Here is an 18,062-nt window from a genome sequence, read left to right as displayed (position 1 = left end):
GTGGTAGCAATAGCAAAGGTAAACATAATTATCGAAATTAACTTTACAATTTGCCCATTTTTTTTACCTTATTATAATATATGGGGCAAAAATGACGCTCTCTGCCACCATCGTCTGCCCGTAACCGAAGGACGGAGCGCCGCCCTGTCGTTGTCAAGGTAACCTCGGCTGCCACCAAGGTAACCTCGGCTGTCACCAAGGTGACCTCTGCAGCCACCAGGGTGACCTCTGCTGCCACCAGAGTAAATTCGGCTGCTGCCAAGCCTCCTCTGCCAGGCAAGGCGCATGCCGACAACAGCCCTGTGACCACGGCGCCGCCCCCGCCGATGCAGCGAAAGCGGGCATAGACTAACGGAAAGTTGGTTTCAAACCATGAAATGACCATTGCAAGGCTGGAAAGGAGTAAATCACGCCACGCATCCTCCATTTCGTGACTTGAAATGAGGATAAAGGCGGCCTCGGGCGGGTTGGCGGTCATGGTGCATGGGCGTGGAGGCTATTCCGTCGCGATGTGGCGGCCTCGCTCTGCCACAAACCGCTTGAGCAGAAACGTGAGGAAATAGGGGAAGGTGTAGAACCTTCCATTGAATCCTATGTTCTTATACCCCAACTTGATGCCGTACCTTACGTCGGGGTACTTGTCGGTCTTGAGCAGATTGTTGAGCGAGGCGGTCGCGTTGTCGTTGGCTTTCACCTCGACCGGAATCAACGAGTCGGCGTCTCTGATAAAGAAGTCCATCTCCAGGGCGGGCCTGTCGTTGCTGTAGTAATAGAGACGGTAGCCTTGCTTTACGAGCATGTCTCCCACGGCGTTCTCATAGATAGCCCCCTTGTAGGTGCCGAGGTTCTTGTTGGCTCTCAAGTCCTCCTGTGCCTCTTCGTCGAGCGACGCGATAAGCAGCCCGGTGTCCTTGTAGTATATCTTGTAGAGTTTGGGGTCATAGTTGCCCTTCAGCGGCAGTTCCGGCTGGTTCAGACAGTAACAGATGTTGATGACACCCGCATCAGCAAGCCATTCTGCGCATCCCATATAGTCTCTGTTGCGTGCATTGCGTGCAATCTTGGTTATCTGGAAACGCTTGTTCTCCTTGGCCAGGAATGTGGAGATATGGTTGTAGACGGCCTTGACCTTTGCCTTGTCCAGCCCGTCGACATACTTGGTGATATCTTCCTCATAGTCTTTCAGCAACTGCCTCTGTATGCCCAGAGTGCCACTGAAATTCTTGTTCTGGATGTAGGTGTTGACCACCTCGGGCATGCCGCCTATCGTGACATAGTCGCGGAAAAGACCGAAGAGGATATCCATCTGCAGATTGCTGATGGGCTTGACCTCAAGCATGTGCCGGTACAGGTCGTCTACGAATTCCTCGGTATAGCCCTTGGCCCACAGAAATTCCTCGAAATCCATGGAGTGCATCTCGTAATCTTCCTTGTAGCCCACGCTGTTGGACTCTATCTCACGATAGTTGATACCCATCAGCGAGCCAGAGCAGATGACGTCGAAGCGGCCGTCGAGCTTGAAGAACTTCAACGCGGTGGCACTGTTGGGGCATGCCTGCAGTTCGTCAAAGAAGAACAGGGTAGCGCCGGGGATGAACCTCAGCTCGGGATTGAGCAGAGAGATGTTCTTGAGGATGGTGTCTACCTCGAAGCCATCGTCAAAGATGGCCTTGTACCTCGTTTGCTCTACAAAGTTGATTTCAATGACGCTCTGGTAGTTCTGCGAGGCAAACCATTCGATGGAACGGGTCTTGCCAATCTGCCGGGCGCCTTTGATGATAAGCGGTTTTCTGTCTGGGTTGTTCTTCCAGGCCGTCAAGTAGCTGTCCACCTTTCTTCTGAGTAGTCTTTCCATATCGCGAAACATTAATTACATGTGCAAAGATAGTGATTTTCACGTTATCCGCATCATAAATGGCACTGTTTTTCACATAATCCGCCCCGAAAATAGCTATATTTTCACACAATCTCATCAGATTTGGCGCAATTTTTCACATAATCCGCACCGAAATAGGCTCGATTTTCACATTTTCCCATATTTCGCGGCGGGTGGTGGTCATACATACCGCTGCGATATGGCCCTTGGGCGGCATGGCCATAGTCCGCGCCGCCACCGTAGGCCCACCACTCAGCAGGGTGGATAGGCAGCCTCGGTAGATGATGTCATTCGCAGCAAGAGGAAATGGGGCGGGAGGAAGTTTTGTGGCGTGCGCGCGAAAAGAAATGGGAGGAAGCGTGGGTTTCTTCGTATTTTTATATAACTTTGCCTGCATGAAATATGTTGAGGCTATACTTCCGCTGCCGTTAGACGGCCTTTTCACTTACAGCGTGCCCGCTGCTCTGGAGTCAAGGGTAGTGCCAGGCGTACGTATACTGGTGCCGCTCGGACGGAGCAAGACCTACACGGCGGTGGCGCTCAACACGCATGACATCCAACCCGACTTTGAGGTAAAGGACATCGTCGACGTGCTCGACGACCATCCCATGCTGCTGCCCCATCAGCTCTCGCTGTGGCAGTGGATATCCTACTACTATCTGGCGCCTATCGGTGATGTATATACCGCCGCGATGCCGTCGGGGCTGAAGGCCGAGGACGGGTTCAGACCCAAGACAGAGGACTATATAGCCCTCAGCCCTCAGTTGCACGACCAGCGCGCGCTGCACGTGGCTATGGAGTCGCTCGCAAGGGCCCGCAAGCAGCAGCAGGTGTTTGCCACCTATCTGCAGATGAGCCACTGGGACATGAGGGCCGATGGCGAGAAGGTAGAGGTGCGCGAGATTACCCGCGAAGAGCTGCGCAACGAGTCCAACGCTACCGAAGCCATCATCAAGGCACTCGTAGACCGCCACCTATTATATATATATAAGGTGGAAGTGGGCAGGCTCAACGACGGAGTGGGTGAGCCCCTGGCCCAGCCCAAGACACTGAGCCCCGCGCAAGCCCATGCCTATGACGCCGTGGTGGCGAGCATGAAGGAGCGCGAGGTGACGCTGCTGCACGGAGTGACCTCGAGCGGCAAGACCGAAGTGTACATCCATCTGATAGCCCGCGCGCTGGAAGAGAAGAAGCAGGTGCTCTACCTGGTGCCTGAGATAGCGCTCACGGTGCAGATGATGGAGCGTCTGCGCCGCGTCTTCGGTTCGCGGTTGGGCATCTACCACTCCAAGTACAGCGACGCCGAGCGCGTGGAGATATGGCGCAAGCAGCTCTCCGACCATCCCTACGATGTAATCCTCGGCGCGCGCAGTGCCGTCTTCCTGCCCTTCACCCGGCTGGGCATGGTCATCATCGACGAGGAACACGAGACCAGCTTCAAGCAGCAGGACCCGTCGCCGCGATACCATGCGCGGTCGGTGGCGATTATGCTCGCCCGTGCCACCGGAGCCCGTGTGGTGCTGGGCACCGCCACGCCGTCGGCAGAGTCGTATCACAACGCGCAGAGCGGCAAGTATGGACTGGTAACCCTCACCACCCGCTATCAGGACATCCAGCTCCCCGAGATACGGGTGGTCGATATCAAGGACCTGCGTCGTCGCAAGATGATGAACGGTCTCTTCTCGCCCGACCTGCTGGCTGCCGTGCGCGACCAGCTCAGCCGCGGCAAGCAGGCCATACTCTTCCACAACCGTCGCGGCTTTGCGCCGATGATAGAGTGTCACGACTGCGGATGGGTGCCGCGCTGCGAGAACTGCGACGTGTCGCTCACGCTCCACAAGGTGACCAACAGGCTCACCTGCCACTACTGCGGCTACACCTATACCGTGCCCACAGAGTGCCCCAACTGTGGTGGGCGCGACCTGAGAGGGCAAGGCTATGGCACAGAGAAGATAGAGGACGCCGTGCGCACCGAGTTTCCCGATGCCAGGGTGGCTCGCATGGACCTTGACACCACCCGCACGCGCAACGCCTATGAGCGCCTTATCGCCGACTTCTCTCAGGGCAAGACCAATGTGCTCATCGGTACGCAGATGGTGACCAAGGGACTCGACTTCGACAATGTGGGCGTGGTGGGCATACTCGATGCCGACTCGATGCTCAACTATCCCGACTTCCGAGCCTACGAACACGCCTTCATGATGATGGGCCAGGTGAGCGGAAGGGCTGGCCGCAAGGGCGAACGCGGTCTGGTGATACTCCAGACCAAAGCTCCCGAGCTGCCGGTGATACACCAGATAGTGGGACATGACTTCAAGGGCTTCTTCGGCGACCTGATGGACGAGCGGCGACTGTTCCGCTATCCGCCGTTTGCCCGTCTGATATACGTTTACATCAAGCACAGGCAGGAGCATGTGGCAGAGAGTGCTGCCCTGCTCATGGCGGGATGGCTCAGGCAAGGCTTGGGCGAGCGGGTGCTGGGCCCCGACAAACCGTCGATAGCCCGCGTCAAGACGATGAGCATCCGCAAGATTGTGCTCAAGCTCGAGAACAGTCTCGACGGGCGTCAGGTGAGACAATACCTGCGTCAGGTGCAGCAAAAAATAATGCAGGACAAGCAATATGCTACCCTGCAGATATACTATGATGTGGACCCGCTATGACAGCAAGCCCACATCACACACAGATTATTGATATATTTACTTATAATTAAGGTCTCTCTTAGAGAGTGAGGTCTACACCGAGACCGAAGACACGGTTGGTACGTGTGAACGAGTTGGTAACGGTGGCCTGACCGACGGCCTCTTTCTTGTCGTAGTCGCTGTAGATGGTCTGGAAGTAAGCGGCATTGATCTTTACCTTCTCGTTTACCTGGACACCGACTCCGAAGCCGATAGAGTAGGAGTTGACATTGAAACTGATGTCATTCATACCCGCATCCTTGAATCCGTACTGGGTCTTCTGCGCTCCGGCGCTTACCTGCCAGCACTTGTTGATGTCGTATTCGGCACCGACGAGATACTCATTGGTGTCGCTCAGCATATCCTTGGTGTACTGCTTGGTGTCGACATCGAAGTAGTGGTGCCAACCGGCCGAAATGCGGAGCGAGGGCAGCAGCGAGTACTGTGCGCCTACGGTGAGCAAGCCGGGAGTGTCTTCTGCCACCTCGTTACCGTCCTTGAATTTGCTGAGCATGGGGATGCCCTCGGCGCTGAGGCTGTTGGCCGACTTGTTCTTCAGACGCATACGGGTCTTGAACTCATACTTGGCAGCAAGGTTCAGGCGTCCTGTCTTGTAGTCGATACCGATGATGGGAGCCACGCCCCATCCAGTCTGGTCGCAGTTGAGCTCGATGTCCTGGGTAGACTGGCTCAGCATGTTGGCTTTGGCTGCTGCTGCTTCCAGAGCCTGTGCTGCCTGCATGTTGCCAGCCTGCTCCATAGCACCGGCATATCGGTTGAGTTGGTCTCCCAACTCGCTGAAGTGGGCGGCGGCACCTACCATAGATGACTGGCCGTTGTCGAGATGCTCGATGGAGATGTTCTTGACATAACCATAGTAGTTGGCCGAACCGTAGAGCATCTTCAGACCGCCATAGACAGAGAGGTGGTCGTTGATGCGGTAAGCGGTACCGAAGGTGAAACCATAATAATACTGGCGGCCACGCATAAATGAGTCGTAGCTATACTTACTGCCCATACCGTGACCTGCCATGCCGGGGATGCCCAGCTGGCCGAGTTTCTGGTAAAGTTCGTTTATATTACCGGCTTTAGTTGTAACGCCGGCAACTACCTGCTCGAAAGAGCCGAGGCCGTTGGGGAATTCACATTTGCCACCGCCGCCGGTAAGGGCAAATCCGAACTGGAAGCTCCAGTTGCCCTTGTTGTAGGCAGCTTGCAGGGTGGGGAGAACGGGCGCGTCGGCCTTGCCCTCAAACTCGTGTACGCTGCCACTCATGTTCACGTTGTTGGGGAAGAGTGGGAAGCCCGTCTTGATAGTACGGGTCTGGTGTACATTCTGCAATCCTATAGACAGGTGCATGCCCTCGCCCAGGAAGACTACACCGGCGGGGTTGCTGTAGACGCCATCGATGGCAATGGCAGCATCGCGCGCGGGATTGCGGAGGAAATTAATGTTCTGGTTGGTGTTGGTGAGTAATCCACCGGCCTGTGCGGTGGTCGAAAAAATAACGATTGCTAACGCTGTGCAAATCAGTTTTGTCTTATTCATCTTAAAAAAACTAAAAATATTGGATGCAAAGGTATTAATATTGTTCTATATATCCACTACGTTCATCGTTATTTTATCTCTTGTTAACATTTAGAAGCCCAAAAACCGCACAAATCGGGCTTTTTGTGCGGTTTTTGGGCCTTAAGTTGGACTCTGTGGGCGCCCAGATTGGTCTCGAGGGTACCCAGGTTGTTCTCGGTTTCCTATTTCTTCAGTTCCGGATATTGTATACGTGTATGGTAAATGGCCTTGAGGCGCTCGATGAGCACCAGTTTGGCCTGGGCGATGTCGCGGAAGGTGATGGGGCACTCCTTGAAGAAGCCGTCGGCCACCTGCTGGTCGATGAGGCGGTTGACGAGGTCGCAGATGCTGTCTTCGGTATATTCGGGCAGCGAGCGAGAAGCCGCCTCGACGGTATCGGCCATCATGAGGATGGCCTGTTCGCGGGTGAAAGGATTGGGGCCGGGATAGGCAAATTCCTGGATGTCGACATCCTCGTCGGGATGCTCATTCTTATATTTAATATAGAAGTACTTGGTGATGCCCTTGCCGTGGTGGGTGAGGATGAAGTCCTTGATGAAGGCGGGCAGATTGGCGCGCTCGGCCTCTTTGACGCCCTTGGTGACATGGCTGATGATGATGCGCGCGCTCTCGCGGCAGGAAATCTCGCTGTGAGGGTTCACGCCCGACTGGTTCTCGGTGAAGAAGACGGGGTCGTCCTTCTTTCCGATGTCATGATAGAGCGCTCCGGTACGCACAAGCAGACTCTTGGCGCCTATCTTGTTGGCTATCTCGGCTGCCAGGTTGGCCACGGTGATGGAGTGCTGGAAGGTGCCGGGAGCCACCTCGCTCAGTTCGCGCAGCAGTCCCTTGTTGGTGTCAGACAATTCGATGAGCGTCACATCGGAGATGAATCCGAAGGTCTTCTCGATGAGATACATGAGCGGGTAGGCAAGCAGCAGAAATACGCCGTTGACGATGAAGTAGGAGTACATGCTGTGGTCGAGGTCGGTGAAGTCGCTGTCCTGCATGAGTTGCAGGGCGAAGTAGACCACGCAACTCGACAGCGTCACCAGCAGAGCGGTGCGGAACACCTGGGCACGGCGCGACAGTTCGCGCAGCGAGTAGATGGCCACCATGCCGCCCACTATCTGGACGATGATGAACTCGTACTGGTATTTTACGGCGGCGGCACAGATGATGACCATCGTGACGTGGGTGGCAAAGGCGGTGCGCGAGTCAAGGAAGACGCGCACGAAGATGGGCGCCATCACCAGCGGCAGGATGTAGACGCTGAACACGTTGTGGGTCATCATGAACGACACCAGCACGGGGAAGAGCGTCACCATCACGTAGAGCATCAGTATGTTGCGGGGCTTGGCAAAGTAGTCCTTGCGGAAGAGCGCCAGGTAGGTCGAGAAGAGCGAGATGAGGATGATCACAAACAGCAGCTGGCCCATGATGGTCGAGGTAATCTCGGTAGAGTCTGAGCTGCGTCGCTGCATCTCCCGCTCAAACGAAGAGAGCACGCGGTAGTCGTAGTCGTCGACTATCTCGCCACGGTCTATAATCTTCTGACCCGTAAGCACCATGCCGCTGGCTGGCGAGATGCCGCTGAGCAGGTCGTTGAGCTCGGCCTGGCTGCGGTCTTTGTCGTAGATGAGGTTGGGCTCGATGTACTCATTGAGGTTGAGCTTCTGCAGGGTCGACTTCTGGTCGGCCAGACGCTCATCGGCGAGCAGCTGTTCGTAGGCACTCATGGTCGAGTAGACCTGCCCCACCTCCAGAGGCACAGCCTCTTTCTCGTTGACTAAGCGTATGGTCGTGGCAGAGTCTCTTGCCATATCCTGATATTCTGCCATGCCCATGATACCTGTGGCATAGAGGCGGTGCAGGCGCTTTATGACGGCCGCCTCCAGGTCGTGGGAAATAGGGTGGCTATTGGCGGCGAGGTCCTGGCGCAAGTGCTCTATCTGCTGCTGTTCCACCTGAGTGTCGTAGCGGTAGTAGGGCTGAAAGGACTCCATCAGCGAGTCCTGCTCCAGCTTGATGGCTTCGTCGGTCTTGTAGATGGGGAAGTCAAACTTGGCGATGAACGAGCCGTACATCCATGGCTTGCCGATATCGTATCTTATGCGCTGGCTCTCGTTGTGGGGCAGAAACCACACGATGATGGCCGTGCTGGCAATGATAAGTGTCAGACGCGTGAGCGCTCTGTTGATTCGGTTGTTGGTAAACCCTATTTTCATGTTTATTGTATCTGTAATGCTTTTATTTTGCGAAAATACGAAAAATAATGGTCAATACTCAGAAAAATACCGTAATTTTGCAAAAAAATAATAATTTCTATAATAATAATGACCGAAAGAAGAGTCAGAGTGCGCTTTGCGCCGAGTCCTACAGGACCTTTGCACATCGGTGGTGTACGTACCGCCCTTTTCAATTACCTCTTTGCCCGCCAGCATGGTGGCGATTTCGTGTTCCGTATCGAAGATACAGACTCCCATCGTTTTGTTCCAGGAGCAGAGGAATACATTATAGAGTCATTCAAGTGGCTCGGCATCAAGTTTGACGAGGGCGTCAGCTTCGGTGGCGACCATGGTCCCTACCGCCAGAGTGAGCGTCGCGACATCTACAAGAAGTATGTAGACCAGCTCTTGGCCGACGGCAAGGCTTATTATGCCTTCGACACGCCCGAGGAGCTTGACGCCAAGCGCGCCGAGATACAGAATTTCCAGTATGATGCACGCACCCGCATGCAGATGCGCAACTCGCTGTCTCTCCCCGAGGCAGAGTGGCGCCAGATGATAGCCGACGGCGAGCAGTATGTGGTGCGCTTCCTCATCACCCCCGGTATCGAGGTGCATGTCAACGACATGATACGCGGCGATGTGGTCATCAAGAGCGACATCCTCGACGACAAGGTGCTCTATAAGAGTGCTGACGAGCTGCCCACTTACCATCTTGCCAACATCGTAGACGACCATCTGATGGAGATAAGCCACGTTATCCGTGGCGAGGAGTGGTTGCCATCGGCACCGCTGCACGTGTTGCTCTACCGCGCGTTTGGTTGGGAAGACACCATGCCCCGCTTTGCCCACCTGCCATTGCTCCTCAAGCCCGAGGGCAAGGGCAAACTGTCCAAGCGCGATGGCGACCGTCTGGGTTTCCCCGTATTCCCGCTCGAATGGCATGACCCCAAGACCGGCGAAGTGTCAAGCGGATACCGCGAGAGCGGCTATTTCCCCGAGGCAGTGGTCAACTTCCTGGCGCTGCTGGGCTGGAACCCAGGCACCGAGCAGGAGCTCTTCAGCCTCGAAGAACTGGTTGAGGTCTTCGACATCAGCAAATGCTCGAAGAGTGGCGCCAAGTTCGACTACCAGAAGGGCATCTGGTTCAACCATGAGTACATTCTGCGCAAGAGCAACGAAGAGATAGCCGACCTCTTTGCACCCATCGTGGCCAACAATGGCGTGGATGAGTCGATGGAGCGCATCCGCACGGTTGTCAGCCTGATGAAAGACCGCGTCAGCTTTGTACGCGAGCTCTGGGATTTGTGCTCTTTCTTCTTCCTGCCACCCACGGAGTACGACGAGAAGACAGTGCGCAAGCGCTGGAAGGAATATTCAGCCCAGCAGATGACCGAGCTGGCCGAGGTGCTCGAGGGCATCGACGACTTCAGCATCGAGGGCCAGGAGCCTGTGGTCATGAAGTGGGTCGAGGACAAGGGCTACAAGCTGGGCGACATCATGAACGCCTTCCGTCTGGCCCTCGTGGGCATAGGCAAGGGTCCCGGCATGTTCGACATCTCTGCCTTCCTGGGTAAGGAGGAGACTCTGCGCCGTCTGCGCCGTGCCGTCGAGATTCTGAAATAACTATATATATAATAAGGTGTCGTGCCCACGGGGGCGGCACCCTTTTTTCGTTAGATTATGTACAATGTCATTATCTACCTGATACAGGTGGGCGTAGCCATAGCCAGCCTGTTTTCAGACAAGGTGCGCAAGATGTGGCGCGGAGAGCAGGAGTCGTTCCGTATATTGCGTGAGAAGATTAACCCAGCCGACCGCTACATCTGGTTTCATGCTGCGTCGTTGGGCGAGTTCGAACAGGGCCGCCCGCTGATGGAAGAGGTGCGCCGCCAGCACCCCGAGTACAAGATACTGCTTACCTTCTTCTCGCCCTCGGGCTATGAGGTGCGCAAGGACTACAAGGGTGCCGACGTCATCTGCTATCTGCCCATCGACACCATAGGCAATGCGCGCAAGTTCCTGCGCATCGTGCGCCCCGTGATGGCATTCTTCATCAAGTACGAGTTCTGGTACAACTTCCTGCATGTGCTCAAGCACCGCGGCATACCCACCTACAGCGTGTCGAGCATCTTCCGTCCCGAGCAAATCTTCTTCAAGTGGTACGGATGGCGCTACAGCCGTGTGCTCACTTGCTTCACCCGCTTCTTCGTGCAGAACGAGGAGTCGCAGCGCCTGCTTGCCTCTATCGGTATCACCGATGTCGACGTGGTGGGCGACACCCGCTTCGACCGCGTGCTCCAGATTAAGGAGGCAGCCCGTCGTCTGCCCATTATCGACGCCTTTGTGGGTGGCGATGCCGATGTCAAGGCGCCCGTCTTTGTGGCGGGCTCTTCCTGGCAGCCCGACGAGGAGATTTTCATTCCCTATTTCAACGAGCATAGACAGTGGAAACTCATCATCGCGCCCCACGTGATAGGCGAGGACCATCTGCGCCAGATTACCGACATGCTCCAGATGAAGACCGTGCGCTACACCCAGACCAACGAGCAGGAAGCCGCAGAGGCCGACTGTCTCATCATCGACTGTTTCGGTCTGCTGTCGAGTGCCTACCACTACGGCGACGTGGCCTATGTCGGTGGCGGCTTCGGCGTGGGCATCCACAATGTGCTCGAGGCAGCCGTGTGGGATATGCCCGTCATCTTCGGTCCCAACAACCAGCGCTTCAGTGAGGCGCAGGGCTTGAAGCGTGCCGAGGGAGGCTTTGAGATACACACCCCGGAAGACTTTGAAGAACTGATAACCCGCTTTACCGACGACGCCGAATACCGCAAGTGCTGCGGCGATAGGGCTGGCGCATTTGTGGCCCAGATGACTGGCGCCACCACCAAGATACTCGGCAAGGTGAAGTTCTGAGCAGCGCTTTCCACCCCGCTTGGCTCGCTGCCCGACTCTTGTGACCCGCTACCAGACCTTCTTGGCTCAACTGGTGGGTGCCATAGGCCGACAACCATGACCATAGTAATAGAAAATCAGTATATTCCCCTGTTTCCCGTCATCGTGGAGGCAGGGGAGTTTTGTTTGGCGGCGAGCTGGGGGAGCGTGGGCATGGCTGTGGGGGCAGCGACGGCCGGGCTGTTGCTGATAATGAGGCGGCTGGCCACGTATGATGGGGCGGCTGATGACCTTGGGCGGCTCGTATCGTAAGTCACGAGCCTACGTATCGTAAGTCACGAGCTTTCGTATCATATGTTACGTGGCCTCGTGCCTTACGATACGAGCCAGCCAGGTTGGTCAGCAGCTTCGCAGAGTTGGTCAGCAGCTTCGCAGAGTTGGTCAGCAGCTTCGCAGAGTCGGTCAGCAGCTTCGCAGAGTTGGTCAGCAGCTTCGCAGAGTTGGTCAGCAGCTTCGCAGAGTTGGTCAGCAGAGTTGTGGAGATGGTCACGGTGGCTCGCTCGTGGGTCAGGGTGCTTGAAAAAAGGATAAAAGTGACGCGATAGGGGGATAAATTGGCAGAAAAAGTTTACCTTTGCAGTGGCCTTCGTGGCTATATATGCGAGCATACGAGGCTATAAATATAATATACGAGGCTATAAATATAACAAGGTGTAAGATGAACAACGTGACAGAATGGTTGCAGACCGTGGGAGTATGGCTTAGCCGCATCGCCTATTGCAGGGGATTTGGCATCCAGTCGCCGTCGGCTTACCGCTTTGTGCGCTATGTCATCAACGAGCATTACCCCTATTATGCCTACGCCGACCTGCAGAAGCGGGTGCCCGTGGAGAGCCGTGTGGCGCTGCGCCTGCTGCGTCTCTGTCTGCGCGTGGCCAACGAGGTCCAGCCCCGCTATATCCTCGACTTCATAGACGGCTTGAGCGCTGAGCGCCAGGAGTATTTCTCTGCCGGCGCGCGCCGTGCCCGCATCCTCTCGGTGGCTGAGGGCGACGAGGTGCCCGCTGTCATCGACGGCGAGCGCGTGGTGATACGCACCGGTGTGCAACATGTGGATGCTCTGCTCAGCCTGTTGCCTCGCATAGACGGCGCCAGCGTGGTCTTGGTCGACGGCATACACCGCGACGCCCGCTCGCGCGAGACTTGGCAATGCATCGTCGGCAACAGCCATGCCGCCGTCTGTTATGATTTATACTACACCGGCATCGTGATGCTGGACCAGAGCAAGCACAAGCGTTGCTACACAATCAATTTTTAATCCAATCGTCCCTATATTTTTGCTTTTTTTTATTATTAATGATTATTTAACAGCAAAAATGGTCATAAACAGTCGTATAATTGAATATAAAGTGCTACTTTTGCATCCAATAAAATTAACGACCAAAACTAAAGACTATGTATTGGACTCTTGAATTAGCTTCAAAATTGGAAGATGCACCTTGGCCCGCAACCAAGGACGAACTTATAGACTATGCCACCCGTTCAGGTGCTCCTCTCGAGGTGCTCGAGAACTTGCAGGAAATAGAGGATGAAGGTGAAGTGTATGAAAGCATTGAAGACATTTGGCCCGACTATCCCTCCAAGGAAGATTTCCTCTGGAACGATGATGAATACTAATCGCTGACGGGCTGACTTTCTCAGCCGTAGGCGTAGAATATAAGCGGTATAGGAATTCCACAACAGGGTTCCTATGCCGCTTTTTTCTGTCTTTTCCCGCCAGTGGGCCAAAATAACCCTCCGAAAACTTGTTCCTTTCCTCTTTATATCGTATATTTGCACACGACAAGTTCGGAAAAATGTCAAAAATGACACAAATCGGAAGTTGTTAGTGTAATTATGAAGATAAAAAGAGACATAGTCAACAAATTCAAGGAGTGGAAAGATGCGGCAAAGCACAAGCCAATCCTATTGAAAGGCGCCCGCCAGATTGGCAAGACGTGGGCCATGGAAGAGTTTGGAAAGGAATGCTTTGACTACACGGCGAAATTTGACTTTGACCGCCAGAAGGAGTTATTGTCAGCCTTCACGGTGTCAAAGGAACCCGCCCGCATCATAAAGGAGCTGTCTCTTTATAGCCCAGTTCCCCTTGTGCCGGGCAAGACGCTGCTCATATTTGATGAGATACAGGAGTGCGAGGAAGCGCTCAACTCGTTAAAGTATTTTTGTGAGGAAGCCCCCGAATGGCACATCATAGCGGCTGGCTCGCTGTTGGGTGTGGCTGTTAAGAGGCGGAGGATGACCGTACCTGTTGGTAAGGTACAGGTTATGCGCATGTATCCTATTACGTTCAAGGAGTATCTGCGGGCCAGCGACATCCAGATCTTCAATTATGTTGAGCAGATAGAGGAACCGGAGAAGCTACCGCTTATTATTCTTGACAAGTTGAAGTCGGAGTATCGCAGATATATGGTCTCTGGCGGTATGCCTGAAGCCGCTGTCAGCATGCTTGAAAACCAGGGAATGCAGGCAGTCGACGACATACTGCAAGGCATATTGGACTTGTATGAGCTTGACTTCGCCAAGTATGCAGCCCCTCGCGAGATACCTCGCATACATGCCCTTTGGCACTCACTTCCGTTCCAGCTTGCCAAGGAGAACAGGAAGTTCATCTATAAGGTTGTAAAAAAGGGCGCAAGGAGCCGTGACTACGAGGATGCTTTGCTCTGGCTGGAAGATGCAGGCATGATATATCGTGTGAACGCCGTCTCGAAACCTGGAATGCCATTGAGCGCCTACGAAGAACCAGACATATTCAAGGTATATGCCAGTGACTGTGGCCTGTTGAGGCGCTTGGCCGACCTGCCGGGAAGCATAGTCATTGACCCGACAGCCAACTACACCGAATTCAAAGGCGCCATGGCAGAGAATGCGGTGTTGCAAAGTCTGTTGCCATCCTATGGCTCTGTGCCTTACTATTGGTCTTCGGAGGGGAAAGCAGAAATAGAGTTCCTGTTGCAGCGGGAGGACGAGATAATACCTGTAGAGGTAAAGGCAGAGAACTGCATCAGTGGCAGAAGTATCGTTGTGTACAACGAACGTTACCACCCCAAGAACCGCATACGTTTCTCTTTCCTCAACTTGCAGCGTAACAGTGGTATGCTCGCGTGCCCTTCGCCTCTGACTGAATGGGCTATGAAATGGCTGGACAAGTAAATGTCCTATAGCGATGGTATGCCGCGCTCTTTTCGGATAGGGCAAGTAGCAGACAGGCATAGACAAAACAATTATTAACCATACAACATGACAATGAAACAAAAACATCTAATTTGGGGAGCTGCGGCAGCGTTGACCTTTCTTTTCAGCGCATCGGCTCTGGCTCACCCCCGTCCCGCCAAGAAGAAAAAGGTGGTGGAGACGAAGGCCGACGTATGCCCCTTTATGGATAAATGGGTAGAAGACGAGACCAAGTTTGAGGACCGCAAGGAGAAGGCCCACGCCACGTTTGTGCCCTATGCCTCTACAGCCTCGATGCAGCAGGACGACTGCTACAAGTATCCATGGCTCACGCCTAAGCGTGCCAACTACCTGCTGCTCAACGGCAAATGGAAGTTCCGCTACACCGCCGACTGGAAGCAGGGCAAGCCCGAGAAAGACGATTTCTGGGCTGATAATGCCGATGTTTCTTCTTGGAAAGAGCTCCAGGTCCCCCTCAACTGGGAGATGGCCGGATATGATGTGCCCGTATATAATAATGTGGGCTATCCCTTCGAGAACAAGCCCCCTTTCATCACGGCGTTCAACGACAATTTCGACAAGAACCCCGTAGGTTCCTATCGCCGCAATTTCTGCCTGCCTGACGGTTGGGACCAGGACAAGCGCGTCTTTCTCCACTTCGACGGAGCCTGCAGCGCCATTGTGGTGTGGGTAAACGGCAAGTATGCTGGCTATTCGCAGGGCGCCAATACCGACGCCGAATTTGATGTGACCCACCTTGTGCGCAAGGGCGACAATAACGTGTCGGTGCGCGTCTACCGCTGGTGCGACGGTTCTTACCTTGAGGGTCAGGACATGTGGCACCTCGGAGGCATCCACCGCGATGTCTATCTCGTGGCCACGCCCAAGACCTTCGTGGCCGACCATTACATCACATCGGCCCTCAATGACGACTATGCTTCGGGTAACCTCAATGTAGACCTCACCCTCGACAACGCCGCCAAGGAGCGCTCGGAGAAGACGCTCGAAATAGAGCTCCTCGACCCCCAAGGCAAGCTGGTGGGCAAGCAGGAGACGCAGGTGGCTATGACCGCCAACGACGCGCAGAAGCACATTCGCCTCACTCTCGACAACCTCACCGGCCTGAAGGCCTGGTCGGCCGAGCAGCCCAATCTCTATACCGTCATCGTGCGCCAGAAGGTAGGTGGCAAGGAGGAGATGGTGTTCTCTACCAAATACGGTTTCAGAGATGTGGCCATCAAGGGCCACCTGGTGTATGTAAACGGCAAGCGCGTGTTCTTCAAGGGTGTCAACACACAGGATATCCACCCGCTCTATGGCCACGCCATCGATGTGGAGACCATGCTCCGCGATGTGGTGCTGATGAAGCAGGCCAATGTAAACACTGTCCGCACCAGCCACTATCCCCGTCAGGCCAAGATGTATGCCATGTTCGACTATTACGGACTCTACTGCATGAACGAGGCCGATGTGGAGTGCCACAACAACCATTCGCTCTCCAACAACCCCACCTGGCGCGACGCCTATGTAGACCGCACGGAGCGCATGGTGCTGAGAGACCGCAACCATCCCAGCGTGGTGTTCTGGTCGCTCGGTAACGAGTCGGGCGGTGGCGACAACTTCCAGGCTACCTACGACAAGGTGAAGGAACTGCTCCCCGGCCGCGACGCATGGGTGCACTATGAGGGCTATAAGAACGGCGCCAAATACTCCGACTTCGGCTCCGACATGTATCCTAAAATCGAGGTGATGAAGACGCATATGGACGGTCTCAACAACAAGCCCTACTTCATCTGCGAGTATGCTCACGCCATGGGTCAGGCTGTGGGAAATCTGCAAGAATACTGGAATCTCATCGAGACAAGCACTGGCATTATTGGCGGCTGCATCTGGGACTGGGTGGACCAGGGCATCTACGACACGCGCCGCATACGCGAGGGTCTTCCGCTGAAGGATGCCAAGACCGGGCTCCACTATTACACATCGGGTTACGACTACACCAAGATGAACCGTGGCGACAGAGGCTTCCAGGGCGACTTCATGAGCAACGGCATCATCACCCCGGGCCGTGAGTGGACCGCCAAGCTCACCGAGGTGAAGTATGTTTATAGAGACGTCGACTTCGAGTCGTTCGCCAACCACGTGCTCACCCTGAAGAACAAGCGCGCGTTCACCGACCTGGCCGACAACTACGACCTCAGCTATGAGGTGCTCCGCAATGGCGTTTCGGTGGAGAAAAACCAGGTGGCTGTCCCATCGGTGCAGCCCGGAAACACCTGCCAAATCAACATTCCTTACACCACCGTAGTGGACGCCAAGGCCGAGTATGTCATTACCTTCAACCTCGTACTGAAGAAAGCCACCTCTTGGGGTAAGCAGGGCTACGCCATGGCCCAGCAGCAGTTTAAGCTCTCCGCCGACAACGCCGCTGGTGTATCGGTTGCCGACCCCACCTTCGTGCAGCAAAGCCACGGTCAGCTGCCCGCCATCCAGGAGAAGGGTAAGCTCAAGGTGAAGGGCAACACCGTCACCGGCAACAATTTCAGTATTGCTTTCGCAGAGGATGGAACCATCGCCCAGTGGACTTATGGCAACACACAGCTCGTGCAGCCCAACGCCGGACCTGACTTCAACGGCTTCCGCCGCATAGCCAACGATAACATCAACCTCGGCGCCCCAGGTGGCGTGGCCGAGAACGAGAACAAGGAGGAAGGTGTCCTCTCTGGCAAGAAGACAATGGTGAGTGCGCCCAAGAAGCAGGGTAAGAACGTGATGGTGGAAACGGCCGTAACCAATGGTACCGACACCCACCAGATAGTTTACACCATCTATCCCAACGGAACTTTGGACATGAAGGTCACCACCAATAACTCGTCGGCAGAAACCCGACGCATCGGCATCACCATGCAGTTTGCGCCCGGCTTCGAGAACGTAGAGTATTATGCCAAGGGCCCGTGGAGCAACTACATCGACCGCCAGCGCGGTTCGCTCCTCGGCCGCTACACCACCACCGTGGATGGCATGTTTGAAGAGCAGAGCGCGCCACAAACCATGGGCGACCGCCAGGGCCTGCGCCAGCTCACGCTCGACAACAACGCCACTCAGTTGCAAATCACCACTGAGGGCATGGTGGCCTTCTCGCTGTCGCATTTCGACGACGCCCAGTTCAACTACGATGTGTTCTATGGCGGCAAGCACCCCTACGACCTGGTGCGCTCCCCCCAGATTTTCGCCCACTTCGACTTCTGGCAGCGAGGCATCGGAAACCATAGTTGCGGAGGCGACTCGTGTCTGCCACAATACATGGCGCCAACGGGAATCCATGAGTTTACCTTGCGCTTTACGCCAATGGCCAAATAAAGATGGAATAACCCTATACCGGAGGGTGGATATTACGCACGTTTGTCGTAATATCCACCCTTTTCCTTTGCCGCCCACCATTCTTACTTATAAATCCCAAACGGGCTAATGACCATTTTTGGGGTTTATGGCATTGAAAAGCATCCCATGACCGTCGTTTATGAGCAGGAGATAACGAAAAAAGAGCTATTGATGAGAAAAATGCAACTTATAAGTTG

At 54.8% G+C, this 18,062-nt stretch carries 13 protein-coding genes; 9 read left to right on the top strand and 4 right to left on the bottom strand.

Annotated elements, in window-relative coordinates; all coding sequences use genetic code 11:
- Window positions 1–43: 43 nt before the first annotated feature.
- Window positions 44–478: a hypothetical protein gene (locus CIK87_RS03890; RefSeq protein ID WP_094385645.1), complete on the bottom strand. Its 435-nt coding sequence runs from the start codon at window positions 476–478 to the stop codon at window positions 44–46.
- A gap of 18 nt (window positions 479–496) precedes the next feature.
- Entirely contained in the window at window positions 497–1,855 is a 1,359-nt protein-coding gene (locus CIK87_RS03885) for an ATP-binding protein (RefSeq protein WP_094385642.1), read from the bottom strand.
- A 416-nt stretch (window positions 1,856–2,271) separates the two neighbouring features.
- Here CIK87_RS03885 and priA point away from each other — a divergent pair, with 416 nt between their 5' ends.
- Window positions 2,272–4,539 carry a primosomal protein N' gene (gene priA / locus CIK87_RS03875; RefSeq protein ID WP_094385637.1) on the top strand — a complete coding sequence of 756 codons (2,268 nt, stop codon included), beginning with the start codon at window positions 2,272–2,274 and terminating at the stop codon, window positions 4,537–4,539.
- Between the two features lie 58 nt (window positions 4,540–4,597).
- On the opposite strand, the gene CIK87_RS03870 is transcribed toward priA, so the two are convergent.
- Both CIK87_RS03870 and CIK87_RS03865 read right to left on the bottom strand, forming a co-directional pair.
- Entirely contained in the window at window positions 4,598–6,106 is a 1,509-nt protein-coding gene (locus tag CIK87_RS03870) for an OmpP1/FadL family transporter (RefSeq protein WP_094385635.1), read from the bottom strand.
- Window positions 6,107–6,309: 203 nt separating this feature from the next.
- A complete protein-coding gene (locus CIK87_RS03865; protein WP_094385633.1) occupies window positions 6,310–8,355 on the bottom strand; it encodes an HD family phosphohydrolase in 2,046 nt (681 codons plus the stop codon).
- 108 nt (window positions 8,356–8,463) lie between these two features.
- On the opposite strand from CIK87_RS03865, the gene gltX reads away from it, so the two are divergent.
- From gltX to CIK87_RS03825, 8 genes are all read left to right on the top strand, one after another.
- Window positions 8,464–9,981, top strand: a complete 1,518-nt coding sequence (gltX, locus tag CIK87_RS03860; protein ID WP_094385631.1) for a glutamate--tRNA ligase — start codon at window positions 8,464–8,466, stop codon at window positions 9,979–9,981.
- 57 nt (window positions 9,982–10,038) lie between these two features.
- Window positions 10,039–11,271, top strand: a complete 1,233-nt coding sequence (locus CIK87_RS03855; RefSeq protein WP_094385629.1) for a 3-deoxy-D-manno-octulosonic acid transferase — start codon at window positions 10,039–10,041, stop codon at window positions 11,269–11,271.
- A gap of 96 nt (window positions 11,272–11,367) precedes the next feature.
- Window positions 11,368–11,562: a hypothetical protein gene (locus tag CIK87_RS03850; protein ID WP_094385627.1), complete on the top strand. Its 195-nt coding sequence runs from the start codon at window positions 11,368–11,370 to the stop codon at window positions 11,560–11,562.
- Window positions 11,563–11,645: 83 nt separating this feature from the next.
- Complete coding sequence (locus tag CIK87_RS13910; RefSeq protein WP_158216195.1) at window positions 11,646–11,855, top strand: hypothetical protein; 210 nt, start codon at window positions 11,646–11,648, stop codon at window positions 11,853–11,855.
- A 113-nt stretch (window positions 11,856–11,968) separates the two neighbouring features.
- Window positions 11,969–12,568, top strand: a complete 600-nt coding sequence (locus CIK87_RS03840; RefSeq protein ID WP_144008098.1) for a hypothetical protein — start codon at window positions 11,969–11,971, stop codon at window positions 12,566–12,568.
- Between the two features lie 137 nt (window positions 12,569–12,705).
- The gene (locus tag CIK87_RS03835) at window positions 12,706–12,927 is read left to right on the top strand and encodes a DUF2795 domain-containing protein (RefSeq protein ID WP_022310382.1); all 222 of its coding nucleotides are present in this window, start codon (window positions 12,706–12,708) and stop codon (window positions 12,925–12,927) included.
- A 219-nt stretch (window positions 12,928–13,146) separates the two neighbouring features.
- A complete protein-coding gene (locus tag CIK87_RS03830; protein WP_094385621.1) occupies window positions 13,147–14,463 on the top strand; it encodes an ATP-binding protein in 1,317 nt (438 codons plus the stop codon).
- A gap of 93 nt (window positions 14,464–14,556) precedes the next feature.
- Complete coding sequence (locus CIK87_RS03825) at window positions 14,557–17,844, top strand: glycoside hydrolase family 2 TIM barrel-domain containing protein (RefSeq protein WP_158216194.1); 3,288 nt, start codon at window positions 14,557–14,559, stop codon at window positions 17,842–17,844.
- Window positions 17,845–18,062 lie beyond the last annotated feature (218 nt).

The organism is Prevotella sp. P5-64 (assembly GCF_002251285.1).
Lineage (GTDB): Bacteria > Bacteroidota > Bacteroidia > Bacteroidales > Bacteroidaceae > Prevotella.
Note: the sequence above shows the minus strand (reverse complement) of the source record. Positions and strands in the feature narration are given on the sequence as shown.

Coding starts and splice junctions, on each gene's coding strand:
- CIK87_RS03890 (WP_094385645.1), bottom strand. CDS start 478: ATGACCGCCAACCCGCCCGAGGCCGCCTTTATCCTCATTTCAAGTCAC.
- CIK87_RS03885 (WP_094385642.1), bottom strand. CDS start 1,855: ATGGAAAGACTACTCAGAAGAAAGGTGGACAGCTACTTGACGGCCTGG.
- priA (WP_094385637.1), top strand. CDS start 2,272: ATGAAATATGTTGAGGCTATACTTCCGCTGCCGTTAGACGGCCTTTTC.
- CIK87_RS03870 (WP_094385635.1), bottom strand. CDS start 6,106: ATGAATAAGACAAAACTGATTTGCACAGCGTTAGCAATCGTTATTTTT.
- CIK87_RS03865 (WP_094385633.1), bottom strand. CDS start 8,355: ATGAAAATAGGGTTTACCAACAACCGAATCAACAGAGCGCTCACGCGT.
- gltX (WP_094385631.1), top strand. CDS start 8,464: ATGACCGAAAGAAGAGTCAGAGTGCGCTTTGCGCCGAGTCCTACAGGA.
- CIK87_RS03855 (WP_094385629.1), top strand. CDS start 10,039: ATGTACAATGTCATTATCTACCTGATACAGGTGGGCGTAGCCATAGCC.
- CIK87_RS03850 (WP_094385627.1), top strand. CDS start 11,368: ATGACCATAGTAATAGAAAATCAGTATATTCCCCTGTTTCCCGTCATC.
- CIK87_RS03840 (WP_144008098.1), top strand. CDS start 11,969: ATGAACAACGTGACAGAATGGTTGCAGACCGTGGGAGTATGGCTTAGC.
- CIK87_RS03835 (WP_022310382.1), top strand. CDS start 12,706: ATGTATTGGACTCTTGAATTAGCTTCAAAATTGGAAGATGCACCTTGG.
- CIK87_RS03830 (WP_094385621.1), top strand. CDS start 13,147: ATGAAGATAAAAAGAGACATAGTCAACAAATTCAAGGAGTGGAAAGAT.
- CIK87_RS03825 (WP_158216194.1), top strand. CDS start 14,557: ATGAAACAAAAACATCTAATTTGGGGAGCTGCGGCAGCGTTGACCTTT.